Origin of the sequence: Pistricoccus aurantiacus (genome assembly GCF_007954585.1) — a bacterium.
In the GTDB taxonomy this organism is placed as follows: Bacteria; Pseudomonadota; Gammaproteobacteria; order Pseudomonadales; family Halomonadaceae; genus Pistricoccus; species Pistricoccus aurantiacus.
In genome coordinates this window covers 1843188-1864971 of sequence record NZ_CP042382.1, presented here as the reverse complement: position 1 = coordinate 1864971, position 21784 = coordinate 1843188, and the positions used below count along the sequence as shown (strand labels likewise).

Annotated in this window: 21 protein-coding genes; 6 read left to right on the top strand and 15 right to left on the bottom strand. The window is 60.3% G+C overall.

Annotated features, from left to right (window positions below):
* Window positions 1-13 precede the first annotated feature (13 nt).
* On the bottom strand, window positions 14-1468 hold the full coding sequence (locus tag FGL86_RS08960; RefSeq protein WP_147184240.1) for a mannose-1-phosphate guanylyltransferase/mannose-6-phosphate isomerase: 1455 nt from the start codon (window positions 1466-1468) through the stop codon (window positions 14-16).
* Window positions 1469-1504: 36 nt separating this feature from the next.
* A complete protein-coding gene (gene ilvD, locus FGL86_RS08955; protein WP_147186138.1) occupies window positions 1505-3349 on the bottom strand; it encodes a dihydroxy-acid dehydratase in 1845 nt (614 codons plus the stop codon).
* 220 nt (window positions 3350-3569) lie between these two features.
* Between ilvD and FGL86_RS08950 the strand changes: the two genes are divergently transcribed.
* Window positions 3570-4103: a putative antibiotic biosynthesis monooxygenase gene (locus tag FGL86_RS08950; RefSeq protein WP_147184239.1), complete on the top strand. Its 534-nt coding sequence runs from the start codon at window positions 3570-3572 to the stop codon at window positions 4101-4103.
* Between the two features lie 55 nt (window positions 4104-4158).
* Here the strand turns inward: FGL86_RS08950 and FGL86_RS08945 are convergent, their stop codons facing one another.
* The 4 genes from FGL86_RS08945 to FGL86_RS08930 form a co-directional block, all read right to left on the bottom strand.
* Window positions 4159-4812, bottom strand: a complete 654-nt coding sequence (locus FGL86_RS08945) for a thiamine ABC transporter ATP-binding protein (protein WP_147184238.1) — start codon at window positions 4810-4812, stop codon at window positions 4159-4161.
* Window positions 4799-6475, bottom strand: coding sequence for a thiamine/thiamine pyrophosphate ABC transporter permease (gene thiP / locus FGL86_RS08940; RefSeq protein WP_147184237.1), 1677 nt, complete (start codon window positions 6473-6475; stop codon window positions 4799-4801). The genes FGL86_RS08945 and thiP overlap by 14 nt, the downstream gene beginning before the upstream one ends.
* Complete coding sequence (gene thiB / locus FGL86_RS08935) at window positions 6451-7473, bottom strand: thiamine ABC transporter substrate binding subunit (protein ID WP_147184236.1); 1023 nt, start codon at window positions 7471-7473, stop codon at window positions 6451-6453. Before thiB ends, thiP begins: the two co-directional genes overlap by 25 nt.
* 133 nt (window positions 7474-7606) lie before the next feature.
* Window positions 7607-8563: a phosphoribosyltransferase family protein gene (locus FGL86_RS08930; RefSeq protein ID WP_147184235.1), complete on the bottom strand. Its 957-nt coding sequence runs from the start codon at window positions 8561-8563 to the stop codon at window positions 7607-7609.
* A 198-nt stretch (window positions 8564-8761) separates the two neighbouring features.
* Here FGL86_RS08930 and FGL86_RS08925 point away from each other — a divergent pair.
* Window positions 8762-9894, top strand: a protein-coding gene (locus FGL86_RS08925; RefSeq protein WP_425468303.1) for an IS3 family transposase whose coding sequence is annotated in 2 segments (ribosomal slippage) — window positions 8762-9017 and window positions 9017-9894 — 1134 coding nt in all. Because the reading frame shifts where the segments join, the coding sequence is not laid out codon by codon here.
* A gap of 159 nt (window positions 9895-10053) precedes the next feature.
* Here the strand turns inward: FGL86_RS08925 and lon are convergent.
* The 9 genes from lon to nrdR form a co-directional block, all read right to left on the bottom strand.
* Window positions 10054-12507 carry an endopeptidase La gene (gene lon / locus FGL86_RS08920; protein WP_147184234.1) on the bottom strand — a complete coding sequence of 818 codons (2454 nt, stop codon included), beginning with the start codon at window positions 12505-12507 and terminating at the stop codon, window positions 10054-10056.
* A 132-nt stretch (window positions 12508-12639) separates the two neighbouring features.
* Window positions 12640-13938, bottom strand: coding sequence for a DUF945 family protein (locus FGL86_RS08915; RefSeq protein WP_147184233.1), 1299 nt, complete (start codon window positions 13936-13938; stop codon window positions 12640-12642).
* A gap of 66 nt (window positions 13939-14004) precedes the next feature.
* The gene (locus tag FGL86_RS08910) at window positions 14005-14478 is read right to left on the bottom strand and encodes a phosphatidylglycerophosphatase A family protein (protein ID WP_147184232.1); all 474 of its coding nucleotides are present in this window, start codon (window positions 14476-14478) and stop codon (window positions 14005-14007) included.
* Window positions 14475-15470, bottom strand: coding sequence for a thiamine-phosphate kinase (thiL, locus tag FGL86_RS08905; RefSeq protein WP_147184231.1), 996 nt, complete (start codon window positions 15468-15470; stop codon window positions 14475-14477). Before thiL ends, FGL86_RS08910 begins: the two co-directional genes overlap by 4 nt.
* Before the next feature lie 20 nt (window positions 15471-15490).
* Window positions 15491-16012, bottom strand: a complete 522-nt coding sequence (nusB, locus tag FGL86_RS08900) for a transcription antitermination factor NusB (RefSeq protein ID WP_147184230.1) — start codon at window positions 16010-16012, stop codon at window positions 15491-15493.
* The gene (ribH, locus tag FGL86_RS08895; protein ID WP_147184229.1) at window positions 16009-16527 is read right to left on the bottom strand and encodes a 6,7-dimethyl-8-ribityllumazine synthase; all 519 of its coding nucleotides are present in this window, start codon (window positions 16525-16527) and stop codon (window positions 16009-16011) included. Before ribH ends, nusB begins: the two co-directional genes overlap by 4 nt.
* Window positions 16528-16608: 81 nt before the next feature.
* Complete coding sequence (gene ribBA / locus FGL86_RS08890) at window positions 16609-17787, bottom strand: bifunctional 3,4-dihydroxy-2-butanone-4-phosphate synthase/GTP cyclohydrolase II (RefSeq protein ID WP_147184228.1); 1179 nt, start codon at window positions 17785-17787, stop codon at window positions 16609-16611.
* Between the two features lie 81 nt (window positions 17788-17868).
* Window positions 17869-19008, bottom strand: a complete 1140-nt coding sequence (ribD, locus tag FGL86_RS08885) for a bifunctional diaminohydroxyphosphoribosylaminopyrimidine deaminase/5-amino-6-(5-phosphoribosylamino)uracil reductase RibD (RefSeq protein ID WP_147184227.1) — start codon at window positions 19006-19008, stop codon at window positions 17869-17871.
* Window positions 19005-19496: a transcriptional regulator NrdR gene (gene nrdR / locus FGL86_RS08880; RefSeq protein WP_147184226.1), complete on the bottom strand. Its 492-nt coding sequence runs from the start codon at window positions 19494-19496 to the stop codon at window positions 19005-19007. The genes ribD and nrdR overlap by 4 nt, the downstream gene beginning before the upstream one ends.
* A 148-nt stretch (window positions 19497-19644) precedes the next feature.
* On the opposite strand from nrdR, the gene FGL86_RS08875 reads away from it, so the two are divergent.
* From FGL86_RS08875 to FGL86_RS08860, 4 genes are all read left to right on the top strand, one after another.
* Window positions 19645-19893, top strand: a complete 249-nt coding sequence (locus FGL86_RS08875) for a GlsB/YeaQ/YmgE family stress response membrane protein (protein WP_147184225.1) — start codon at window positions 19645-19647, stop codon at window positions 19891-19893.
* Window positions 19894-20151: 258 nt separating this feature from the next.
* On the top strand, window positions 20152-20355 hold the full coding sequence (locus tag FGL86_RS08870) for a cold-shock protein (RefSeq protein ID WP_147184224.1): 204 nt from the start codon (window positions 20152-20154) through the stop codon (window positions 20353-20355).
* Window positions 20356-20578: 223 nt separating this feature from the next.
* Window positions 20579-21400, top strand: coding sequence for an alpha/beta hydrolase (locus FGL86_RS08865; protein WP_246131793.1), 822 nt, complete (start codon window positions 20579-20581; stop codon window positions 21398-21400).
* A 114-nt stretch (window positions 21401-21514) separates the two neighbouring features.
* Entirely contained in the window at window positions 21515-21748 is a 234-nt protein-coding gene (locus tag FGL86_RS08860) for a hypothetical protein (RefSeq protein WP_147184222.1), read from the top strand.
* The last annotated feature ends 36 nt before the right edge of the window (window positions 21749-21784 follow it).

Sequence of the window (21784 nt, the reverse complement as noted above, 5' to 3'; positions counted from 1 at the left end):
AATATCGGAACCGTCAGACGTCGTCCGAGGTGGTGCGCCCGTAGACATCGTCGAAGCGCAGGATATCGTCTTCGCCTAGATAGGCGCCGGTCTGCACCTCGATCAGACGCAGATCGATGACGCCGGGGTTTTCCAGGCGATGAACGGTACCCAGGGAGATGTAGGTGGACTCGTCCTCGCTGACCAGAAAGCTCTTGAGCTCCTGGGTGCTGTCGCAGTCCGTGCTCAGGGTCACCCGGGCGGTGCCCTGAACCACCACCCAGTGTTCCGCCCGGTGATAATGCATCTGCAGCGAGAGCAACTGACCCGGTCGCACCAGGATTTCCTTCACCTGAAAGCCGACGCCTTCCACCATGCAGCGATAATGTCCCCAGGGACGATAGACTTGCCGGTGGCTGAGGCATTCGCTACGCTTCTCCGCCTTGAGCCGATCGACGATATGCTTGGCCTGCTGCACCCGATCCCGCCTTGCCACCAGCACCGCGTCCTCGGTTTCGACGATCACCAGGTTTTCCACCCCCACCGCGGCAACCAGCCGGGACTCGCTGCGCAGAAAACTGTTGCGAACCTCGTGCAGCATGACGTCGCCCTGACAGGCGTTGCCTTCGCTGTCCGCCTGGCGGCTCTGGATCTCCGCCACCGCGTCCCAGGCGCCCAGGTCGTTCCAGCCCGGCGCCATGGGCACCACCGCAGCGGCCCGGGTGGGTTCCATGACCGCGTAATCGATGGAATTGCCGGGACAGGCAAGAAACGACCCCTTGTCGAGGCGCAGGAAATCCCGATCCTCCTGGCAGCAGGCAAAGGCGGCTTCGCTGTGAGCGAGGATATCCCCCGCGTGCTCCGCCAGTTCCGCCAGATATTGCGAGGCGCGCATCAGGAAAATGCCGCTGTTCCACAGGTAGTCGCCACTTTCCAGGTAGGCGCTGGCCCGCTCGCTATCCGGCTTTTCCACGAAGGCCGCGACGCGATACCCCTCGCTCACGGATTCCCCGCGCCGAATGTAGCCATAGCCGGTATGCGCACAGTGCGGCGTGATACCGAAGGTGACCAGAAAGCCCTGTTCGACCAGAGCTCGGCCCTGCTCGACCGCCTCGATGAACGCCCGGGTGTCGTCGATGACATGATCCGCGGGCATCACCAGCAGCACCGGGTCTTCCGCCAGCTGCCGAGCCGCCAGCGCCGCCACTGCCAGGGCCGGCGCCGTATTGCGGCCTTCCGGTTCCAGCAGGATGCGCTCGGGCCTCATTCCCAGCTCGTCGAGCTGGGCCGCCACCAGAAAACGGTGCGCTTCGTTGCATACCACCAGGGGCGGGTGATGCGCTTCCAAGGAGCCAAGTCGCAGCACCGTTTCCTGGAGCAGGCTATGATCCGGATGATTGAGCCGCAGAAACTGCTTGGGATAGTGCTCCCGTGACACCGGCCACAGGCGCGTGCCGCTTCCACCGGAAAGTATCACGGGAAAAATCATCTTACCCCCTCGATTCTGGGCGTCTTGGACAAAATCCTAGTCCAGTTTGGTGAGATCCCGCACCGCGCCCTTGTCCGCGGAGGTGGCGAGGAGCGCATAGGCCTTGAGCGCCGCGCTGACCCTGCGATCGCGCTGGATGCCGGGCTTCCAGGCATCGCTGCCTTTCGCTTCCATGGCCTCGCGGCGGGCCGCGAGCTCATCGTCGGACAACTTGACGTCGATGCGCCGGTTGGGAATGTCGATCTGGATAAGATCGCCACTTTCCACTAATCCGATGGCGCCGCCGGCAGCCGCCTCCGGAGAGACGTGGCCGATGGAGAGCCCGGAGGTGCCGCCGGAGAAGCGCCCATCGGTCAGTAGCGCGCAGGCTTTGCCCAGCCCCTTGGACTTGAGATAGGAGGTGGGGTAGAGCATTTCCTGCATGCCCGGCCCGCCCTTGGGCCCCTCATAGCGGATGATGACCACATCGCCCTCTTTCACTTTGCCGCCGAGAATATGTTCTACCGCCTGATCCTGGGACTCCACCACGTGAGCGGGACCTTCGAACACCAGAATGGAATCGTCGACCCCGGCGGTCTTCACCACGCAGCCGTTTTCGGCGATATTGCCGTAGAGCACCGCCAGGCCGCCCTGGGTGGAAAACGCATGTTCCAGATCGCGAATACAGCCGGTGGCGCGGTCGCCGTCCAGGCTCGGCCAGCGGGCGCTCTGGGAAAACGCCACCTGGGTGGGCACGCCGCCGGGGCCGGCCCGGTAGAATTCCACGACTTCCGGGCTCGGCGAGCGCATGATATCCCACTCTTCCAAGGCATCCTTCAGACTGTCGCCGTAGACCGTGGGCACCGAAGTATCCAGCACCCGAGCGCGATCCAGCTCGCCGAGAATCCCCATGATGCCGCCGGCTCGGTGCACATCCTCGATATGGTATTGCTGGGTGTTGGGCGCCACCTTGCACAGCTGCGGCACTTCCAGGGAGAGCCGGTCGATATCGCTCATATCGAAATCGACACCGGCTTCCTGGGCGGCGGCCAGCAGATGCAGGATGGTATTGGTGGAGCCGCCCATGGCGATATCCAGGGTCATGGCATTCTTGAAGGCCGCCTTGGCACCGATGGCCCGGGGCAGCAGGTGTGCCTCGTCCCCTTCGTAGTAGCGCTTGGCCAGCTCGACGATTCGCGAGCCCGCGGTCTCGAACAGCCGCCGGCGATCCGCATGAGTCGCCACTACGGTGCCGTTGCCCGGCAGTGCCAGGCCCAGCGCTTCCATCAGGCAGTTCATGGAATTGGCGGTGAACATGCCGGAGCAGCTTCCGCAGGTGGGGCAGGCGCTGCGCTCCACCTCGTTGAGGGTCTCGTCGTCGACGCTGTCGTCCGCGGCCATCACCATGGCGTCCACCAGATCCAGGCCGTGATCGAGGAGCTTGGTCTTGCCCGCCTCCATCGGCCCACCGGAGACGAAGATCGCCGGAATATTGAGACGCATCGCCGCCATCAGCATTCCCGGGGTGATCTTGTCGCAGTTGGAGATGCACACCAGGGCATCCGCGCAGTGGGCGTTGACCATGTACTCCACGCTGTCGGCGATCAGATCGCGGCTCGGCAGGGAATACAGCATGCCGTCGTGACCCATGGCGATGCCGTCGTCCACGGCGATGGTGTTGAACTCCTTGGCTACGCCCCCGGCCTTCTCGATCTCCCGGGCCACCAGTTGGCCCATGTCCTTCAGGTGCACGTGACCCGGCACGAACTGGGTGAAGGAATTGGCCACGGCAATGATCGGTTTGTGGAAATCCTCATCGGTCATGCCGGTGGCGCGCCACAGGGCGCGGGCCCCGGCCATGTTGCGACCGCTGGTGGTGGTACGGGAGCGATACTCGGGCATGGTGTCCTCGTCGAGAAAGGGATTGGGCAAGGTGGTATACAATAAGCGGATATTCTCACGAAGCATAAAGATGGCGCCACCTCCTGCTCAAGCTTCTGCGCCTTGCCCTCGAAGACGCCGGAGGCGTTGTCTTGCTTGCGTTTCCCACTTATATAGATTCTCCTGTCGGGATGATCAGCGCTTGAACGCCTGGTGCGAAATCCGGAGACCACCCCAGCCTATGAACGAAAGCAACTCCGTAACCGCGGTGATTACGCGTTGTGTTGTTCCGGGCCGCGAACAAGACTATCGAACCTGGGTGCACGATGTGGGACAAGTCGTCAAACAGTTCCCCGGGCACCAGGGGGTCACCTACAAGGTTCCAGGGGAAGGCAACGAGTGTCATGTCATTTTTCGCTTCGATACGGTTGAACATTTACAAGACTGGGAGGAATCGAAGGAGCGCAAACATTGGCTCGGGAAACTGGAGGGTATCGTCGAGGGCGAGCCGCGTGTGGACCGCCTGACCGGAATCGAGTTCCTGTTTCGGGATCAGCTCCATCCGAAAGCCCACAAGATGGTATTTGTGCTGACCATCGTCGTTTTTTTGTTGTCGCTTGTTCTGGGTCCGCTTTTTTCACTGCTGAATACGGCATTGCCCTTCGTTCCCGATTGGCTATTGCTGCTGGCCCGAGTCGTCGTGCAAATATCACTGCTGACCTATGTGTTCATGCCTAGCATCACACGGCTGCTGGCGTCCTGGCTGGCACGCTAAGCCTCTTTTTCTTCAATGATCAAGCTGCTGAATAGTTTCTTCGCAGAGTGGCGCCTCAGCCGCTGGCTACCAACCGCCCTTCCTCGAGCTGATAACAGCGGTCCGCGAGGGCCTGAATATCCTCCGGATCGTGGCTGACCAGCAGTACCGCCACGCCTTCCTGCTGCTGGCGCTTGACCAGACCCCACAATACTTCCCGGTTGGCGTAGTCCAAACCGCTGAAAGGTTCGTCCAGCAGCAGCACTCTTGGCTTGCGCAGCAGCGCGCGGAGCAGCGCCACCCGCCGGCGCTGCCCGCCGGAAAGTTCTCCGGGCAGCCGGTCCTGCAGTCCGCCCAGGCCGACTTCCTCAAGCCCCTGACGAATCCGTTCGCGTTGGGCCTCACTCAAGCGCAGATTGGCGGCCAGCCCAAGGCCGATATTGGCCCAGACCGGCAGATGCTCGAAGAGGTTGTGTTCCTGGAACACCGTGGTCATGCCCCGCTCCCAGGGCGGCTTGGTCAGCAGGCTTTCCTCGCTCCAGGCGAGCGTGCCGCCGCTGGGTTCGAGAAAGCCCGCCAGCATATTGAGCAGGGTACTCTTGCCGGAGCCGGAAGGCCCTTGGATGGACAAGCACTGGCCTGGCGCCAGCTCGAAGGTGAAGCTGAAATCCGGCGTCTCGCCCGGATCCTGGCGGTCGTAGTGAAAAGTCAAGTCATCACATTGAAGCATGGGCGGGTTCCGGTCGGCGTTTCCAGAGGTAGCGCGGCGAACGGCGAGTCAGCGCCGAGACAAGACCAAATACCGCTACCACGCAGATCAGCAGCACCAGGGCGGTGGCGGCGGCACTCTGCCAGCGATAGCCGCCGAGTTCCTGATACAGGAGCATGGGCAAGGTCGGCGCGGCGGGGCTGCCGAACAGGGCGATGACGCTGAAATCCCCTAGCGATAGAGTCATCGCGTAGGCCAGGGCCAGGCCCAGCGGGCGTCGCAGCCGCGGCCACAGCAGCCAGCGAAAACGCGGCCAGCCGTGGATATCGAGCTGTTCCGCCACTCGGCGCTGAGCCAGGGGCAGTTCCAGCAGCGCCCCGCGCAGTACCTGCATGGCGAAAGGAAGCGCCATGAAGGCGTTGACCAGCACCACCAGGGCGTAGCCTTCGAAACCGCCGCCGAGGCGTGGACGCAATAAAAGAAAAAGCCCGGTGCCCATTACCAAGGCCGGCAGCACCAGAATCAGCTGGCCACTGCCCTCGATCACCCCGCCGAGGAAACGCCTTCCCCGGGCACGCAGCCAGCCGCTGCCGCCGAGCAGCGCCAGCGCCAAAAGTACCGCGCCAATGCCGGCGCCGAGCGCCATCACCAGACTTCTCAGAGTCGCCGGCCACAAGCGCGGCTGGGTGAGAATATCCGGCAATCCGCTCAGTCCCGCCAGCACCACCGCGGCCAAGGGGGGCAACAGCAGCAGGGCCAACCCGCCGATACTCAGGCCATCCGTCAGCCAGGATATGCCCTGCGCATCCCGGCGACGCCATTTGGTGAAAAGCGCTGCCTGGCTGTCTCCGGCGATCAGCGACGGCGCGCCGCCCTGAGCGATGGCCAGGCTCCACAGCCCCAGGCAGATCACCAGCTGAGTCAGCGCCAGCAATGCCGCCAGGGCCAGGTCGTTGTCGAACTTGAGCGCCTGATAGAGCGCCACTTCCAAGGTACTGCTGTTTGGTCCGCCACCCAGGGTCATGACGATGGCAAAGCTGGTAAAGCACAGGGTGAAGATCAGCGCCGCCAGCCGCGGCAGCAAGCGCCGAATCGCCGGCCATTCCAAAGTGCGCCAGATGGCGAAGCGGGAAAGCCCCAACTGGGCCACCAGCCGCCAGTGCACGGCGGGGGAACGCTCCAGTTCCTGCAGCATCAGCCGCGCCGCCAGGGGCAGGTTGTAGAACACATGAGCCAGCACGATGCCGGAAAGCCCGTAGAGATAGCCGGAGGGGGAGCCGGTCAGCCATTCCCACAGCGGCGCCGCCCAGCCCCGGCGTCCGTGCACCGCCACCAGGCCGAACAGGGCGATCAGGCTGGGGATCACCAGGGAAAGCTCCATGGCCCGCAGCAAGAGCCCTCGGCCGGGAAAGCGTGGCCGTCGCGCCAGGGCCAGCGCTACCGGAATGCCCAGTCCCAGGGCCAGCAGTGTGGAAAGGCCCGCCTGCCAGAAAGTGAAACGCAGCACACCGGCCAGGTAGGGTTCTTGCCAGAGCATCGCCACCTGCAGGGCAGGCGCCTGCCACAGCAGGGCGATAAAGCTGCCGAGGCCCAGGCCGATCACCGCGACGAAGGCGGCCAGCCCCGCCCATAGCGGCAGCCGGCTTAACGCATACCGGTTCAACGGCTGCTGGCGTTGAGCCATTCACGAATCCAGGCGCGGCGATTTTCCTGCACTTCCTCCGGGCTGAAGGTAAAGCCTTCCGGTTCGATCAGCCGATCGAAGACCTCCGGCAGCTCGTCTCCCAGATCGATGGCAGGATACATGACATTGCCCAGGGGAATATGGCGCTGGAAATCCTCGGTGAGAATAAAGTCCATGAATTCCCGCGCCAGCTGTGGATCCTCTGCAGCTTTGGTAATAGCGGCGGTTTCCACCTGCAGGTAATGGCCTTCCTCGAACTCCGCCGCCTGATAGCGATCCGTGTCTTCCATGGCCATGTGATAGGCCGGCGAGGTGCTGTAGGAGAGCACCATGGGCGCTTCACCGTTCATGAACAGGGAAAAGTAGGCCTGGCTCCAGCCGCTGGCTACGGTCAATACATGCCTGTTGAGCTGCTGCCAGGCCTCTCCCGCCTCGTCGCCGTAAAGATGCTTGATCCATAGCAGCAGCCCCAGCCCCGGCACGCTGGTGCGCGGGTCGGAAATGATCACCTTGAGGTCTTCCGGCGCCTCTAGCAGTTCCGCGAAGCTCGAGGGCGGGTTGGGCAGCGCCTCGCTGTCGTAGACGAAGGCGAAATGCCCCCAGTCGTAGGGCAGGAAGGTCTCGTCGTCCCAGTCGATGGGAAGATTCAGGGGCGTGAGATCGGCTTCGTGGGGTACCAGCAGGTCGAGCGCCCGCGCCTCCGCCATCAGATTCATGTCCAGGCCCAGGACGATATCCGCCTCGGTGCTCTCTCCCTCCAGGCGCAGGCGCTGGAGGATATCCACGCCGCCTTGCAAGGCCAGGAAATTGACGGTGCAATCGCCGCACTGTTTCTCGAAGGCCTCCTTGACCTTGGGCCCCGGCCCCCAGTCCGCGACGAAGGAGTCGTAGGTATAGATGGTGAGGGTGCGGTCCTCGGCCCAAGTGGCGCCGGACGCGAAAAGCCCCAGGCCAATACCTAGGGCTAATGCTTGACTAAAGCGGTTGATGCAAGGCATGGCGATACTCGATCTTTGGGTTGCATTTGCTCAAGCTTACCCAAATCCGCGCGTCCTACCCAGCCATTTTGGCCGCGCTTGCGGAACTCGCCTATTCATCAAGATATTGAGGAAGATCAGTAGCTTTCTAAAATCAATTGGACTCACTGCGAAGTGAGTGATTTTTTATCAGCTTCTTCATCCTGACGAAATTTGTCCTGAAAAAATTCGCTTTACCATATTTGATGACAGCCTCTACAGGAGGCTTTATCGTGTCATTGATCTGCGTGCAAAAAACACTTTTTCCCGTCGCCTTCGCGATATACACCGCATGATCGAAATCGTTTTCCACAAAAAAATTGAGTTCTGGATTCTGTTTATAGTATTCAGCTTTTAAATTGCGATAGTCTTGATAATCTCGAGCCGTATCTCCATCGGCATTCGCCATGATCAAGTTGTCGTAGCTTATTCCGTGGAGAGAAAGCCAGTTCTCAATCGCTTCTCGATAGCGCTCGGGCTGTCTGGTGATCAAGGAGTGGATCTTGTAGGAAGGCAGAACAAGGGGCTTGAACTTATCGACAGATACCAAGCCTTCCTTCTCCTTGTCGCAGCTCTCGTTGTGCCAATTAAAAATCACATCGTCCAGGACGATACAGGCTCTTCGCAAGGCGCCACAGTGCCACATGTTCCACTGAAATACTCGAGGCGAAGCCAGGTATTGTAGACAGATGTCCGTCTTGGATAGACCAGTGGCATTACCGTATACCGCCAAGGTAGTTATTTCACAGGGACAGTCTTCGGGTATCTGCTCAAGCACCTTGGCAATGGAGTTACCGGTATCGACACTGTCATTGACGATCAATACCTTTTTGGCGTCCCAGGCATTGTGTATTTGTTTTCTAGTCCTTCTTATACTGCCTTTTACCAGTCTCGAGTTTGCAATAAACTCATTTAACATGGCACAGTCGATATTAAGCGAAAGGCTAAGCATATAAGCAGGAATTACGCCACTTCGAGGAATGGCAACAATCAGGTCATAGCCCTTATGCTGCACTTTATTGATACTGTTGAGAATATCGCTACTGAGTTCAGCATAAGACTTGAAGTTCATTTTTTTCCATGCTTACTATCGAGTCAAGTATAAGTCATTTCTTATACGAAAAATATCTGCTCAGACTACTCCATTTCCATGTTGCCATGAGTTTTTTTTAGTAACGATTTCATCGCAAGAGCGATACTCATGAACTGGACCCCGAAATTTGGACAGGTGCCTAAGCTCTGATTCATCATCTCCCTCAGGAGGAGAATCATGAGCAAGAAACGCCAACAGTACAGCGCTTCATTCAAGTCCAAGGTTGCCCTGGCCGCTCTCAAGGGTGACCAGACCACTTCCGAGATCGCCGCCCGTTTCCAGATCCATCCGACCATGGTCAGCACCTGGAAACGCGAGCTGCTGGAAAATGCCCCTGACCTCTTCGAAGGCAAGAAGAAGGCTGGCAAGCCGTCCAACGAGCCCAACACCGATGAACTCTATCGCGAGATCGGCCGGTTGACGGTGGAACGCGATTTTTTATCGCGCAAGCTCGATCAGTAAGTCGTCGACGCCGGTTGGCGATGATCGAGCGCGACCACCCTGATATCAGCATGACGCGCCAATGTGAATTGCTCAAATTGAGCCGCTCATCGGTGTACTACCGTCCTCGGCAACAGCGTCAGAAGGATTTGAATCTCATGTATCTACTTGATCAGCAACATCTGGAAACGCCGTATTACGGGTCTCGCAAAATGCGGGCGTTCCTGCAGCGCCAGGGCTATCAGGTAAACCGCAAGCGAGTCCAGCGACTGATGCGCACCATGGGCCTGCAGGCGGTATACCCGCGTCCGAGAACCAGCATTCCCGGCGAGGGGCACAAGGTTTATCCCTACCTGCTCAAAGGGCGCCGGATCGACCGGCCCAACCAGGTGTGGGCCGCCGATATCACGTATGCGCCGCTGGCCCGGGGCTTCATGTACCTGGTGGCCATCATGGACTGGCACACTCGCAAGGTGCTGTCCTGGCGCGTCTCGAACACCCTGGACGCTGACTTCTGCGTTGATGCTCTGGAGGAGGCCCTGCAACGTCATGGAACGCCGGAAATCTTCAACACGGATCAGGGTGTCCAGTTCACCAGTGAAGCCTTCACCGATGTTCTCAAGCATCATGGCATCCGGATCAGCATGGACGGCAAGGGCTGCTACCATGACAATATCTTCGTGGAACGCCTCTGGCGCAGTGTCAAACATGAGTGCATCTACCTCACCGCCTTCGAGGATGGGCGACACTTGAGACAGGCGCTTAACCGGTACTTCCGGCACTACAATCAGGAGCGGTTCCATCAGAGCCACGATTATCAAACACCCGACGAGGTGTATTACCAGCCATCCGTGACCCTGGCAGCTTGAGCCGGGTAAACAAAGAGGTCAGAGCTTAGTAACACCTTCAAGCTGTCCAGCTGATGGGGTCCACCTCATCATGTCCTGCGCCAATGCATGTGAAACATATAGCGCATGCAAGACCGCATACAAGACATGGTACCGCTCAAGACACTTCTCACCTCGAGGCTAGCCAAAAACCACCTTGGCCACATCTTGATAACGTTTGGCGAAGTGCACCGTCATGCCTTTCTTGAGAAAGTCCGGCAGTTCCTCGTAGTCGCGCTTGTTGGCCTCTGGCAGGATCACCTCGAAGATACCGCTTCTGCGCGCGGCGATGATCTTCTCCCGCACGCCGCCGATGGGCAGGACCTGGCCGGTCAGGGTCAGCTCGCCGGTCATCGCCAGGGGCCGGTCGATGGCTTGATTCCTGGCCAGGGAAATCAGCGCCGTGGTCATGCTGATACCGGCGGAGGGGCCGTCCTTGGGGGTGGCACCTTCCGGCACATGCAGGTGCACGAAGGCCTCGTTGAAGAAATCCGCGTCCGCACCGTACTCCCCCAAATGCCCTAAGGTATAGCTGTAGGCGATATTGGCGGATTCCTGCATCACGTCGCCGAGCTTGCCGGTGAGCTTGAAGCCGCGATCCAGGGCGTGCACCTTGTTGGCTTCGATAGGAAGCGTGGCGCCGCCCATGGAGGTCCAGGCCAGCCCAGTGACCACGCCGACGCCCTGCAGCACTTCCTCCTTGCGAAACAGCGGGGCGCCGAGGAATTCTTCCAGATTGCCGACGGTGATCTTGACGCTTTCCTGATCGCTTTCCAAAAGCTTGACCGCCGCCTTGCGCACGATGCGATGCAGCTGTTTCTCCAGCTGACGCACCCCGGCTTCCCGGGCATAACCCTCGATCACCTGCTTGAGCGCTCCGCTGGTCAGATTGATGCGCTTCTTGGGAATATTGGCTCGCTTCAGCAGCTTCGGCCACAGATGATGCTTGGCAATGGCATATTTTTCCTCGGCGATATAGCCGGAAAGTCGGATCTGTTCCATGCGATCCAGCAGCGCACGGGGAATGCTGTCCAGGGTGTTGGCGGTACAAACGAACAGCACCTTGGACAGATCCAGACGCACATCCAGATAGTGATCGAGGAAGTCCACGTTCTGTTCCGGGTCGAGTACCTCGAGCAGCGCCGAGGCAGGATCGCCCTGAAAGGACTGACCCATCTTGTCGATCTCGTCGAGCATGATCACCGGATTCTCGACCTCGACCTCCTTGATGGCCTGGACCATCTTGCCGGGCATGGCGCCGATATAGGTGCGCCTGTGCCCCTTTATTTCCGCCTCGTCGCGCATGCCGCCCACGGAGAAGCGGTAGAACTTGCGACCCAGAGCCTCGGCGATGGAGCGGCCCACGGAGGTCTTGCCGACCCCGGGCGGGCCTACCAGCAGCAGGATCGAGCCGCCCACGTCGCCCTTGAAAGCACCTTCCGCGAGGAACTCGATGATGCGGTCCTTGACCTCCTCCAGGCCGTCGTGATCCCGATCCAGCACCTTGCGCGCTCGAGGCAGATCGAGCTGATCGTCGCTGGTGACGCCCCAGGGCAGCGCGGTCAACCAGTCCAGGTAGTTGCGGGTGGTGCCGTATTCCGGGGAACCGGTTTCCAGCACCGAGAGCTTGTCCAGTTCCTCGTCGATGCGCGACATCACCCGCTCCGGCACGGTCAGCCCTTCCAGCCGCGCCCGAAAGGTATCCACGTCGTTTTCCCGATCGTCCTTGGAGATGCCCAGCTCCCGCTGGATCACCTTGAGCTGTTCGCGCAGGAAGAATTCCCGCTGGCGGTCCTGCATCTGGGCATTGACCTGCTCGCTGATCTCGTTCTGCAGCTGAGCGACCTCGATCTCCTTGTGCAGCAGCGGCAGTACCTTCTGCATGCGCGCCATGATCGGCAGGGTCTCGAGCACGTCCTGCAGCTCCGGTCCCTTGGCGGAGGTGATCGCCGCGGCGAAGTCGGAAAGCGGGCCGGGCTCGTGGGGGCTGAAGCGATTGAGATAATGCTTGAGCTCCTCCCCGTAAAGCGGATTGATCGGCAGCAGATTCTTGATGCCGTTGATCAGCGCCATGGCGTAGGCGCGGGTTTCATCCTCATCCGCCTTGACCGGCTCCTTGGGATAGCTGACCTCCACCAGATAGGGAGGCTTCCTGGAAAGCCAGCGCTGGATCCTGAAGCGCTGCAGCCCTTGGGCGATGAACTGGATCTTGTCGTCTTCCCCTTGCACCTTGTGCATGCGCACCGCGGTACCGATCTCGGGGAAGTGGCTGGATTCCAGCTCGTCGATTTCCGCATCACCGACGAAGGCCAGACCCACGGTATGATGCGGCGTATTGCCGACCCGCTCGATGGTATCCTCCCAGCGCGGGCGATGAATCACCAGTGGCTGCACCTGGGCGGGAAAGAAAGGTCGGTTGTGGATCGGCAGCAGATAGATACGCTCCGGCAGGTATTCCCGAGTGGGCACCATGGAACGCCCCTGTTCGGGCTTGTCGTCTTCGCCGTGCTGATAGATTTCGTTGTGGGAGCTTTCACCCTTGAGGCTGTCGCTATAGTCGAAATGGTCGTCCTGAGGATCGTCGCGTTCGTTCATCTTCCTTCCTGTTCGTTAAGGGCCTTGTGACCATCCAGGCCTTTTGACCGTCTGCAACAGGGAATGCGGGCGAGGAAGCCGAACTTCAAGCCAACGGCGAGACGGGTGACCCGCCACTCGCTCAGGGAAATATCAAAGCAGCGGCGGCAGCGGTTGACCGTCCAGGGAGACGCGGCCATCGTCGATGGTAATTTCTATCGTTTCGTTATCCAGGGATAACCCCAGCTGAAGCGCCATCAGTGCGGGGACGCCTTGCCACAGGAACTGGCCGTTCAAATGACGCTGCCAGCGCCGCAGTTCCTCGAGAGACGGCAGCTCGGCGGGAGAAAGCGCCTGGCTGTTTTCCGCCGTGAAACGCAGCTCGCCGGACAGTTGACTGCGAATATCCAGCAGCGGACTGGTGACGTTGAGCTTTTCCAGGGTCAAGCGCGGCGAGTTTGCCAGCATTGCCAGGAGTTGAGGCTCGAGACGCTCGAGGATCGCCTTCATGTCCCGGTCACTCAAAAAGGCTTCATCCGTCGAGGCCTGGGAATGACGGCGACCATAGAGATCGAGTTCCTGACGCAACGCGGATTCGAAGTCCCGATAGGCGGCGGCATCGATATGGGTCAGACTGAAATCGATATCTCCCGCGAGCGCGAGCTGACCGTCTACCCGCATCTCGCTGAGATAAAGACGAGAAGACAGCTCCAGATTCTCGGCGCCAAGCTCGGCGGTTCCCTCATAGCGCAGCTCGTCGATCTCGACCTCCGGCCCGCCAGGCTGCTGCAGTTGAGCGCCTTCCAGCGCCAGATGCCCTTGGGTGAACGTTTCTTTCCCCTCGTTCTCCTGACGGTAATTGGAGGCAAAGGTGATTTCCGCCAGTTCGAGAATCGTCGCCTTGTCGCTGAAACTCCAGGGGGCAATGGCGCCCTCCAGCATCATGTCGTCTTGATTTCCATTCAAGGTGATCGTCGCGCCCTTGCCCTCGATAAAGCCCGCGCTGGTCTGATTGGAGAATTCTTCGAGCAGTAGTTTGCCCTTCGTTTTCCCGGTTAACGTATGATAATCCGCTTGCCAAGCGATCGGATCCGCGCCGAGCAGTTCCGTCAGCCGAATCGTCTGGCCGCCCTCCTCTTGATCCTGGGGCTCTTTGAAATCCAGCTCGAACTCGCCCTCGATCGAGGTGAAAAATACGCTATGGTTGGCGCGATAGGGAAAAGTGGCACGCCAGTCGTTCCGTGCAAGGGGCGTGATTCGCAGCATTCCACTGGAGGAAAACCAGCCGGGCTCGACATCCCGGCGCTCGATACGCAGATCGCTGCGGGTATTCAAGCTGTCGATCGCCTGATCGAATTCTCGTTCGAATATATGGCTCGACACCGCCTGCCCAACCAGATAACTGCCTCCCACTAGAATTACCGCCCCCAAGATCCAACCTTTCTTGCCCATGTCGTCTCCTTTATTTTCATCGTCGTATTGACCATGACGATGTCGTTTTTTTCGTATGGACGTATATCAATGCAGCCAGAGCCACAGGTGAATCGTGCTCCAGGCATAGATGCCCGCGAGCACATCATCGATCATGATGCCGAATCCACCGGTCACGCGCCGATCCGCCCAGCGTACCGGCCAGGGTTTGAAGACATCGAAGATACGAAATATCACGAACCCCCAGAGCGCTGCCGGCCAGGAAAACGGTACCGCAGCCATGGTGATCCAGTAGCCGACAAACTCATCCCAGACGATGCCGGAATGATCGTGGACACCCAGATCCTGGGAGGTGCGCTCGCACAGCCAGACACCCAGGAAAAATGCCAGCACCACGATACCCAGATACCAGCCCAGAGGCAGATCGGTCATCAGCCAGTAGAAGGGAATCGCCGCCAGGGTGCCGAAGGTACCCGGCGCCCAGGGTGCCGCACCGCTGCCCAGGCCAAAGGCCAGGAAGTGAGTCGGCCGACGCCAGGTCGTGGGAGGCGCGCGATTCATGAAGCCTCCCCGGACTGATCCGTGCCGAAATGCTGCCAGCCCGGCGCATGGGAAGCGCTGACGCCGCGTATCCCGGGCCGGGACGACAAAACGCCGATATGAGTCAGCGACAGGCCCAGCACGGATAAGCGCTCCCGTGCTTCCTTTTGGGCAGCTTTGGGCAGGCTGACCAGCAGTTCGTACTCATCGCCACCGGTCAACGCCGCTCTCATGGCGTCCTTTTCGCCTAGGCATTCCACCAGCCCCTCGCACAGCGGCAGCGCGGCTTCATCCAGCTCCGCGCCGAGTTGCGAGGCATGGCAGATATGCCCCAGATCCGCGAGCAGCCCATCGGAGATATCGATGGCGGCGCTGGCCAGGCCGCGCAGCGCCTGCCCTGCGGCAAGCCTGGGTTCCGGAAGCAGATAGGCCGCCAGCAAGGGGTGCGCAAGGTCCCGCTCTCCGGCCTGCCAGGCCTTGAGCCCGCCCTGACCGCCGCCCAGGCAGCCGGTGACGAACAGCGCGTCGCCGGCCCGGGCGCCGCTGCGCAACAGCGCTTCGCCGGGAGGCACTTCTCCATGCACGGTCACCCCGACCGCAAGCTGGCCCTTGGTGACATCGCCGCCTACCAGATCCACCTGGCTTCGCCGGCAAAGCGCGTCGAATCCTCTAGCGAAGGCGGCAAGCCAGTCGTCGTTCGCATCGCTCAGGGTCAGGGACATCAGACACCAGCGAGGCCGGGCGCCCACCGCGGCCAGATCGCTCAAGCTGACCGCCAGCACCCGATGGCCGATGGCCTGGGCGGGAGCGTCTAGGGGAAAGTGCACCCCCGCCACGGAGGTATCGACGCTGACCGCCAGCTGATAGCCCGGGGTGGGGGACAACAGCGTGCAATCGTCTCCTACACCCACCACCACGCCTGGGTGGCGGGGCTTGCGAGTGAAGTGGCGGGCGATCAGCTCGAATTCGCCGGGGCGTCGAGGATTGGGCCTTTTGGAAGCGGAACTGGACATAAGAATAGACAGTACGGCGCTCAGCGGCGCGCGCTGATCTCGGTAGAACGCAGGCGGCGCGCCAGCTTGTCGAGAATGCCGTTGACGTACTTGTGACCGTCCGTGGCGCCGAAGGATTTGGCAAGCTCGACGCCTTCGTTGATGACGGTGCGATAAGGCACCTCGAGGCTTTTCATGAGTTCGAAGGCGCCCAGGCGCAGAATGGCCAGCTCGATGCGGTCCAGATCAACGAGACGCCGATCGAGCAGCGGCGCGATGGCGCCATCCAGCGCTTCGCGCTCCCTGACTACACCGTTCAGCAAGGCGTGAAATAGCGCCATATCGGCGATCTCCATGACCTTGCGCCAGTTCTCGTGATCCTCGAGATCCTCGTCCGCTACCTGGGTACGAAACTCCGCCTCGATGGCGCTGGCGGACTTGCCGGTCATCTGCCATTGATAAAGCGCCTGCACCGCCAGCTCCCGAGCCGCGTGACGAGCCAGCTGATTCCGCGAGGGCTTGCGCCGTGGCTTCGCCGAGACGGGTTCTTGATCCCGGCTCATGCCCCACGCTCGCTCTGATTCGCCTGGTCGCGCGGTTCTTTTTCCTCGAAGCCTTTCAACAACGAGACCATTTCCATGGCGGCCATGGCCGCATCCGTTCCTTTGTTGCCGGCCTTGGTGCCGGCACGTTCGATAGCCTGCTCAATAGAGTTGACCGTCAGTACGCCGTTGGCGATGGGCGTATCGAACTCCAGTTGGAGATTGCCCAAGGCCGCGTTACAGCCGCCGGCAACGTATTCGAAATGCGGCGTTCCGCCACGAATCACTGCCCCCAGGGCGATCACCGCGTCCGGCCGGACTACCTTCAAGGCACGCTTGACCGCCAGCGGCAGCTCCCAAGCGCCGGGTACGTGAACGATATCGATGTTCGCCGCATCCACGCCGTGGCGCACCAGGCTATCCACAGCACCTTCTACCAGGCTATCCACCACATGATGATTGAAGCGGGCGACCACGATGACGTAGTGGCCGTCCACATCGACGAAACTGCCTTCGAGCTGGGAAATCGGTTGCATGTTCTACTATCCTGCTGATTCGTAACGACTCGCAAAGCTTAACAAACGAGTCGTATGACTTATTAAAATCGTGTAATTCTCTCAAGGGGCTAGCTGTTCCACCACTTCCAGATCGAAACCGGATAGGGCCGAGAACTTCCAGGGCGAGCTCAAAAGGCGCATTTTTCCAACGCCAAGCTGTCGCAGTATCTGCGAACCGGTACCAATGGTCAGATAGTTGCCGGCACCATCCGAGGCGCTGGAGCGCGGCGCGCGCTTACGCTCGAGAAACAGTTCCAGTTGATCTTTCAGATCTTGCGCCGGCTGCGCTGCATCAAGCAGCACGAATACGCCACACTCCACCTTGGCTATCTCCGCCAATGCCTCCTGAGCGCGCCAGCTCTGCCCACCTTCTTTTACCAATCCCAGAACATCGCGCAGGGTATCCACCAGATGCACCCGCACCGTGGTTACAACGTCCGGACTCGGTTCGCCCTTGACCAACGCCAGATGGTGCATGCCTTGGATGCTGTCGCGGAACACGTTCAGTGTCAGTTCGCCCTGAGCAGTGGTAACCGGAATCTCTTCCAGAAGAGTAACGGTTTGTTCATTGTGGATGCGGTAATGGATCAGATCGGCGATGGTGCCCATCTTCAGACCGTGCTCCGCGGCGAAGCGTTCCAATTCCGGACGGCGTGCCATGCTGCCGTCCTCGTTCATGATCTCACAGATCACGCCGCTGGGATCGAGACCGGCCATGGCCGCCAGATCGCAGGCGGCCTCGGTGTGCCCGGCCCGGCGCAACACGCCGCCGGGCTCCGCCATCAAGGGGAAGATATGCCCGGGCTGAACGATGTCTTCCGGCTTGGCGCCCCGAGCTACCGCAGCCCGCACGGTACGGGCGCGATCCGCGGCGGAAATCCCCGTGGTGACGCCTTCCGCCGCCTCGATGGACAGGGTGAACTTGGTACCAAAACCGGAGCCGTTATCCCGCACCATCAGGGGCAGCCGCAGCCGCTCGCAGCGTTCCCGGGTCATCGGCAGACAGATTAGCCCACGAGCATGGCGAGCCATGAAATTGATATGCGCGGCCTCGACCTTTTCCGCGGCCATGATGATATCGCCTTCGTTCTCGCGATCCTCGTCATCCATCAGGATCACCATCTTGCCTTGGCGAATGTCCTCTACCAGCGCCTCGATGCGCGCCAGTTGACCGGATGAAGGCGACTCTTCTCCGGACGTCGGCTCCCGGCTCGCGGAATCATTGGAAGAAAGCGCCATGGGTTCTCCGAATAACTGAATAGGTATAGCCATAAGTGGCGCTTAGCTTACCTAGGCGCGGCGTCGGGCGCCATAGATAGCCTAGGCGCGGCGGGAAGCGCCAGCGGGCTTCGGTCGCGCAGTGATTCGCCAGTCATTCCCCACCGCGCGAATATCGATGATCTCCAGCCCGCGCCTCTGGGCCATGGTTTCCAGCCCCGGCAGAGCGAATAGCGGTCGGGCCTCACCACCCAATAACGTCGGCGCCAGAAACAGCTGCATCTCATCCACCAACTCCTCATCCAGCATCGCCCCGGCCAGGGTCGCGCCGGTTTCCAGCAGCACCTCGTTGATCTGCTCCTCGCTGGCCAGGTATTCCATCAGAGCGACCAAGCCGACACGGCCATCTTTACCAGCGGGCAGCACAACGACGTCGGCACCGGCTTCGATCAAGGACTGGCGACGATCATCATCTTGCTGACAGGTCATCACCAAGGTACGTCCCGGCTCTCGCAGGCAGGCAGCGGCCAGGGGCATACGCAAGTGAGAGTCGAGTATCACCCGCAGCGGCTGACGGGATGCGATGGATTCCGCGTCGTTGAGCTGCAGCTGCTCTGCCCGCACCGTCAATCGGGAATCGTCGAAGATGATCGAATCGATACCGCTGACCACCGCGCTGGAGCGCGCTCGCAGTCGCTGCACCTGGGTACGCGCCGCCGGACCGGTGATCCACTGGGATTCTCCGGAACTCATGGCGGTACGGCCATCCAGACTCATGGCCATCTTCAGGCGAACGTAGGGCCGCCCCCGACTCATACGGGAAATGAAGCCCGGATTGAGCGCTCGAGCTTCTTCTTCCAGCAACCCCCAACCTACCATGATTCCAGCTGTCTCAAGCTGGGCGAACCCCTTGCCCGCCACCTGCGAGTTGGGATCCTGCATGGCGGCAACGACTTCCGTGACACCCGCATCGATCAACGCCTGGGCACAAGGCCCGGTACGACCGTGATGCGCGCAGGGTTCAAGGGTGACGTAGGCGGTAGCGCCCCGGGCGTTATCGCCCGCCTGACGCAGCGCGTTGATCTCCGCATGAGGCTCGCCGGCACGCTTGTGATAGCCCTCTCCCACGAGCCGGTCCTGCTTGACAAGAACACAGCCCACCCGGGGATTGGGATCGGTGGTGTAGAGGCCTCGGTAGGCCAGACGCAGGGCGCGGGCCATCCACATAGCAGGAGAATTCATGGATCGTTCTCATGGTCGTCGCCAGGCGCAAAACTGGGTTCCTGGGCAAGCCGATCGATCTCCGCACGAAACTCGTCGAGATCCTGAAAACGCCGATACACGGAGGCGAAACGGATATAAGCCACCTGATCCAGACGCTTGAGCGCCTGCATGACCTCCTCACCGATGGCAATCGCCTCGACCTCCCGCTCCCCTCGCGCCCGCAGCCGCTGACGGATGCGCTCCACCGCCGCCTCGATGGATTCGACGCTGACTGGACGCTTTTCCAAGGCGCGCAGCATGCCGGCGCGCAGCTTGGCCTCGTCGAAGGGCTCTCGAGAACCATCGCCCTTGATGACCCGCGGCATGATCAGCTCCGCGGTCTCGTAAGTCGTGAAGCGCTCGCCGCAGGACAGGCACTGGCGGCGGCGACGTACCTGATCACCGTCCGCCACCAGGCGCGAATCCGTTACCTTGGTTTCGTAAGTACCGCAAAAGGGGCAATGCATCGTCGGCGTCCCGGCGTACTCAAGGGTTATTCCATCAGTGTAACGGTTCGGTGGCCGGTGCGGAAATATTCGCCATCCTCTGGATACTTGCGAAAACGAACTCAATCGAGCCATGCTGAGTCACGCAACCCAACCGTAAGGAGACACCATGGGAATTCTCGCCTGGATAGTATTCGGCCTGATCGCCGGCATCATCGCCAAACTCATCATGCCCGGCAAAGACCCGGGCGGCTTTATCGTCACCATCATCATCGGTATCGTCGGCGCCTTCGTCGGCGGCTGGATCGGCACCGCGCTGGGCTTCGGCGAAGTCACCGGTTTCAACTTCGGCAGTTTCGTGATCGCGGTGCTGGGCGCCATCGTGCTGCTAGTGATCTACCGCATGATCAAGCGCTGAGCGCGACTTCGGCTTTTTTGCTCCTCTCATCCGCTCCGCCACGTCGGGGCGGATTTTTCTGGTTCTTTCTCACAAAGGCGTTGACCCTACCTCATCAACATGGCAAGGTGCGCACAGTTAGTTAGCAAGAAGTAGCATATCGTCAGTTGTAATCGAATCATTCGGTAGCCTGGTGAATATCTCCCTTGTTTTACTCACTGCATCTCGGGTAACGCCCGGCAATCGTAAATAAGCGCTCAATGCGTAAGGATCTCGAAAATGGCAACTGGCACAGTCAAGTGGTTCAACGACACCAAAGGTTTTGGCTTCATTTCTCCCGCCGACGGCGGTGATGATCTGTTCGCCCACTTCTCCGAAATTCAGGCAGAGGGTTTCAAGTCCCTGCAAGACGGTCAAGAAGTTTCCTTTGACGTCACCCAGGGCAAGAAAGGCCTCCAAGCCGCGAACATCAAGCCGCTCTGATCGCTCTAGATTAGAAAGGTTTCGCACACCAGGACTCGCTTAGGCGGGTCCTGGTTTTTTTTGTGTTTAAGTATTGGCGCTATCGGTGCCGCTGCCGTTCCTCTACGCCTGCTTCCTGTATCAGGCGCCGGGCAGCCTCGGATACGAAATACCTCTAATCGATCATCCGGGGCCTTACATCTAATGGATCCTGACACTTGGACGAGGAGTTGATTTGATTCGGATGCTAGTGTGGATACTCGCGATCGCGCTGCTTGCGTATGGGGCGTGGCTGGCGCTGCTTTATTCCCAGCAGCGGGCAATGCTGTTTCCCGGCACTGGTATGTATCCGACTGGTAGGCCCGAGCCGCCAAGTGGTTCCGAGACGGTCTGGTTCGATGTGGTTGACGTGCGTGCGGAGGCTTGGCTGCTGCCCGCGACACCGCCGCCGGAAACAGGCGCCGCGCCGGCGATTATCTTTGCTCATGGCAATGGCGAGTTCATTGACGAGCTGGCTGAGCAGTTCGGTTCGTTGCGCGAAGCCGGATTGCATGTGCTGCTGGTTGAGTATCCCGGTTACGGGCGGTCCACCGGGACGCCCACGCAGGCGAATTTGACGGCGGTATTTATCGACGCCTATGACTGGTTGGCGGCGCGCTCGGATGTGAGTGCTGGGCGCATTGTCGGCATGGGGCGGTCGTTAGGCGGCGGAGCGATCGCGGCATTGTCGCATCGTCGTCAACTGGCTGCGATCGTGCTCCAATCCACGTTCATCAGTGTGCCGGCCATGGCACGTTCCTACGCGGTGCCGGGATGGCTGGTGCGCGATCACTTCGACAACGAAACGGCGCTGCGAGTCTATGAGGGGCCGGTGTTGCTGGCACACGGTCGGCAGGACCGGATGATTCCGTTCCGGCATGGCCGGCGATTGGCGGAGACGGCCGATGCCGAATTCCTGGCCTGGGACTGCGAGCATAACGATTGTCCGCCGGATTGGGAGGGTTATCTCAATCTAGTGATCGAGTTCTTGCGGGAACAGGAAGTTCTTGAGGAAAGGCGTCGTTAAAAGCGGACGCTTACCGATGAAGTCCAACCCCTGGCGACCAACATGGCGACCTGTACCCTTGCGCCGATACTAATCGATCCACCGTAATTAAGACCATCGCAAATGATGCGGCGAATGAACCTGTACTTCAGAGTAGCGGTATTGCAGCGCTTCCTGACCCGCCTGGTTACGACGGTAACGCAAGGCCATACCCATCGTTTTCAGGCCGGGCCAGTCCGGGAGTTCGGGAACCTCGCTGGCGGCGAGGTCACGATACTCACGGTATTCCTGGCGGCCGTGACCGTTTTCAATCTGACGATGACCAGGTTCGCCGCTCGGGTCGAAAGCGATGCGAACAACCTGCTGTAACGCCTTCTGGTTGCCCTTTGAGGTGGACCCCATCAG

Coding starts and splice junctions, on each gene's coding strand:
- FGL86_RS08930 (WP_147184235.1), bottom strand. CDS start 8,563: ATGAACTTCAAGTCTTATGCTGAACTCAGTAGCGATATTCTCAACAGT.
- ribH (WP_147184229.1), bottom strand. CDS start 16,527: ATGCAACCGATTTCCCAGCTCGAAGGCAGTTTCGTCGATGTGGACGGC.
- FGL86_RS08945 (WP_147184238.1), bottom strand. CDS start 4,812: ATGCTTCAATGTGATGACTTGACTTTTCACTACGACCGCCAGGATCCG.
- FGL86_RS08960 (WP_147184240.1), bottom strand. CDS start 1,468: ATGATTTTTCCCGTGATACTTTCCGGTGGAAGCGGCACGCGCCTGTGG.
- ribD (WP_147184227.1), bottom strand. CDS start 19,008: ATGAATTCTCCTGCTATGTGGATGGCCCGCGCCCTGCGTCTGGCCTAC.
- FGL86_RS08910 (WP_147184232.1), bottom strand. CDS start 14,478: ATGAATCGCGCGCCTCCCACGACCTGGCGTCGGCCGACTCACTTCCTG.
- FGL86_RS08950 (WP_147184239.1), top strand. CDS start 3,570: ATGAACGAAAGCAACTCCGTAACCGCGGTGATTACGCGTTGTGTTGTT.
- FGL86_RS08865 (WP_246131793.1), top strand. CDS start 20,579: ATGCTAGTGTGGATACTCGCGATCGCGCTGCTTGCGTATGGGGCGTGG.
- lon (WP_147184234.1), bottom strand. CDS start 12,507: ATGAACGAACGCGACGATCCTCAGGACGACCATTTCGACTATAGCGAC.
- FGL86_RS08860 (WP_147184222.1), top strand. CDS start 21,515: ATGAACCTGTACTTCAGAGTAGCGGTATTGCAGCGCTTCCTGACCCGC.
- FGL86_RS08870 (WP_147184224.1), top strand. CDS start 20,152: ATGGCAACTGGCACAGTCAAGTGGTTCAACGACACCAAAGGTTTTGGC.
- nrdR (WP_147184226.1), bottom strand. CDS start 19,496: ATGCATTGCCCCTTTTGCGGTACTTACGAAACCAAGGTAACGGATTCG.
- ribBA (WP_147184228.1), bottom strand. CDS start 17,787: ATGGCGCTTTCTTCCAATGATTCCGCGAGCCGGGAGCCGACGTCCGGA.
- FGL86_RS08875 (WP_147184225.1), top strand. CDS start 19,645: ATGGGAATTCTCGCCTGGATAGTATTCGGCCTGATCGCCGGCATCATC.
- ilvD (WP_147186138.1), bottom strand. CDS start 3,349: ATGCCCGAGTATCGCTCCCGTACCACCACCAGCGGTCGCAACATGGCC.
- thiP (WP_147184237.1), bottom strand. CDS start 6,475: ATGGCTCAACGCCAGCAGCCGTTGAACCGGTATGCGTTAAGCCGGCTG.
- thiL (WP_147184231.1), bottom strand. CDS start 15,470: ATGTCCAGTTCCGCTTCCAAAAGGCCCAATCCTCGACGCCCCGGCGAA.
- nusB (WP_147184230.1), bottom strand. CDS start 16,012: ATGAGCCGGGATCAAGAACCCGTCTCGGCGAAGCCACGGCGCAAGCCC.
- thiB (WP_147184236.1), bottom strand. CDS start 7,473: ATGCCTTGCATCAACCGCTTTAGTCAAGCATTAGCCCTAGGTATTGGC.
- FGL86_RS08915 (WP_147184233.1), bottom strand. CDS start 13,938: ATGGGCAAGAAAGGTTGGATCTTGGGGGCGGTAATTCTAGTGGGAGGC.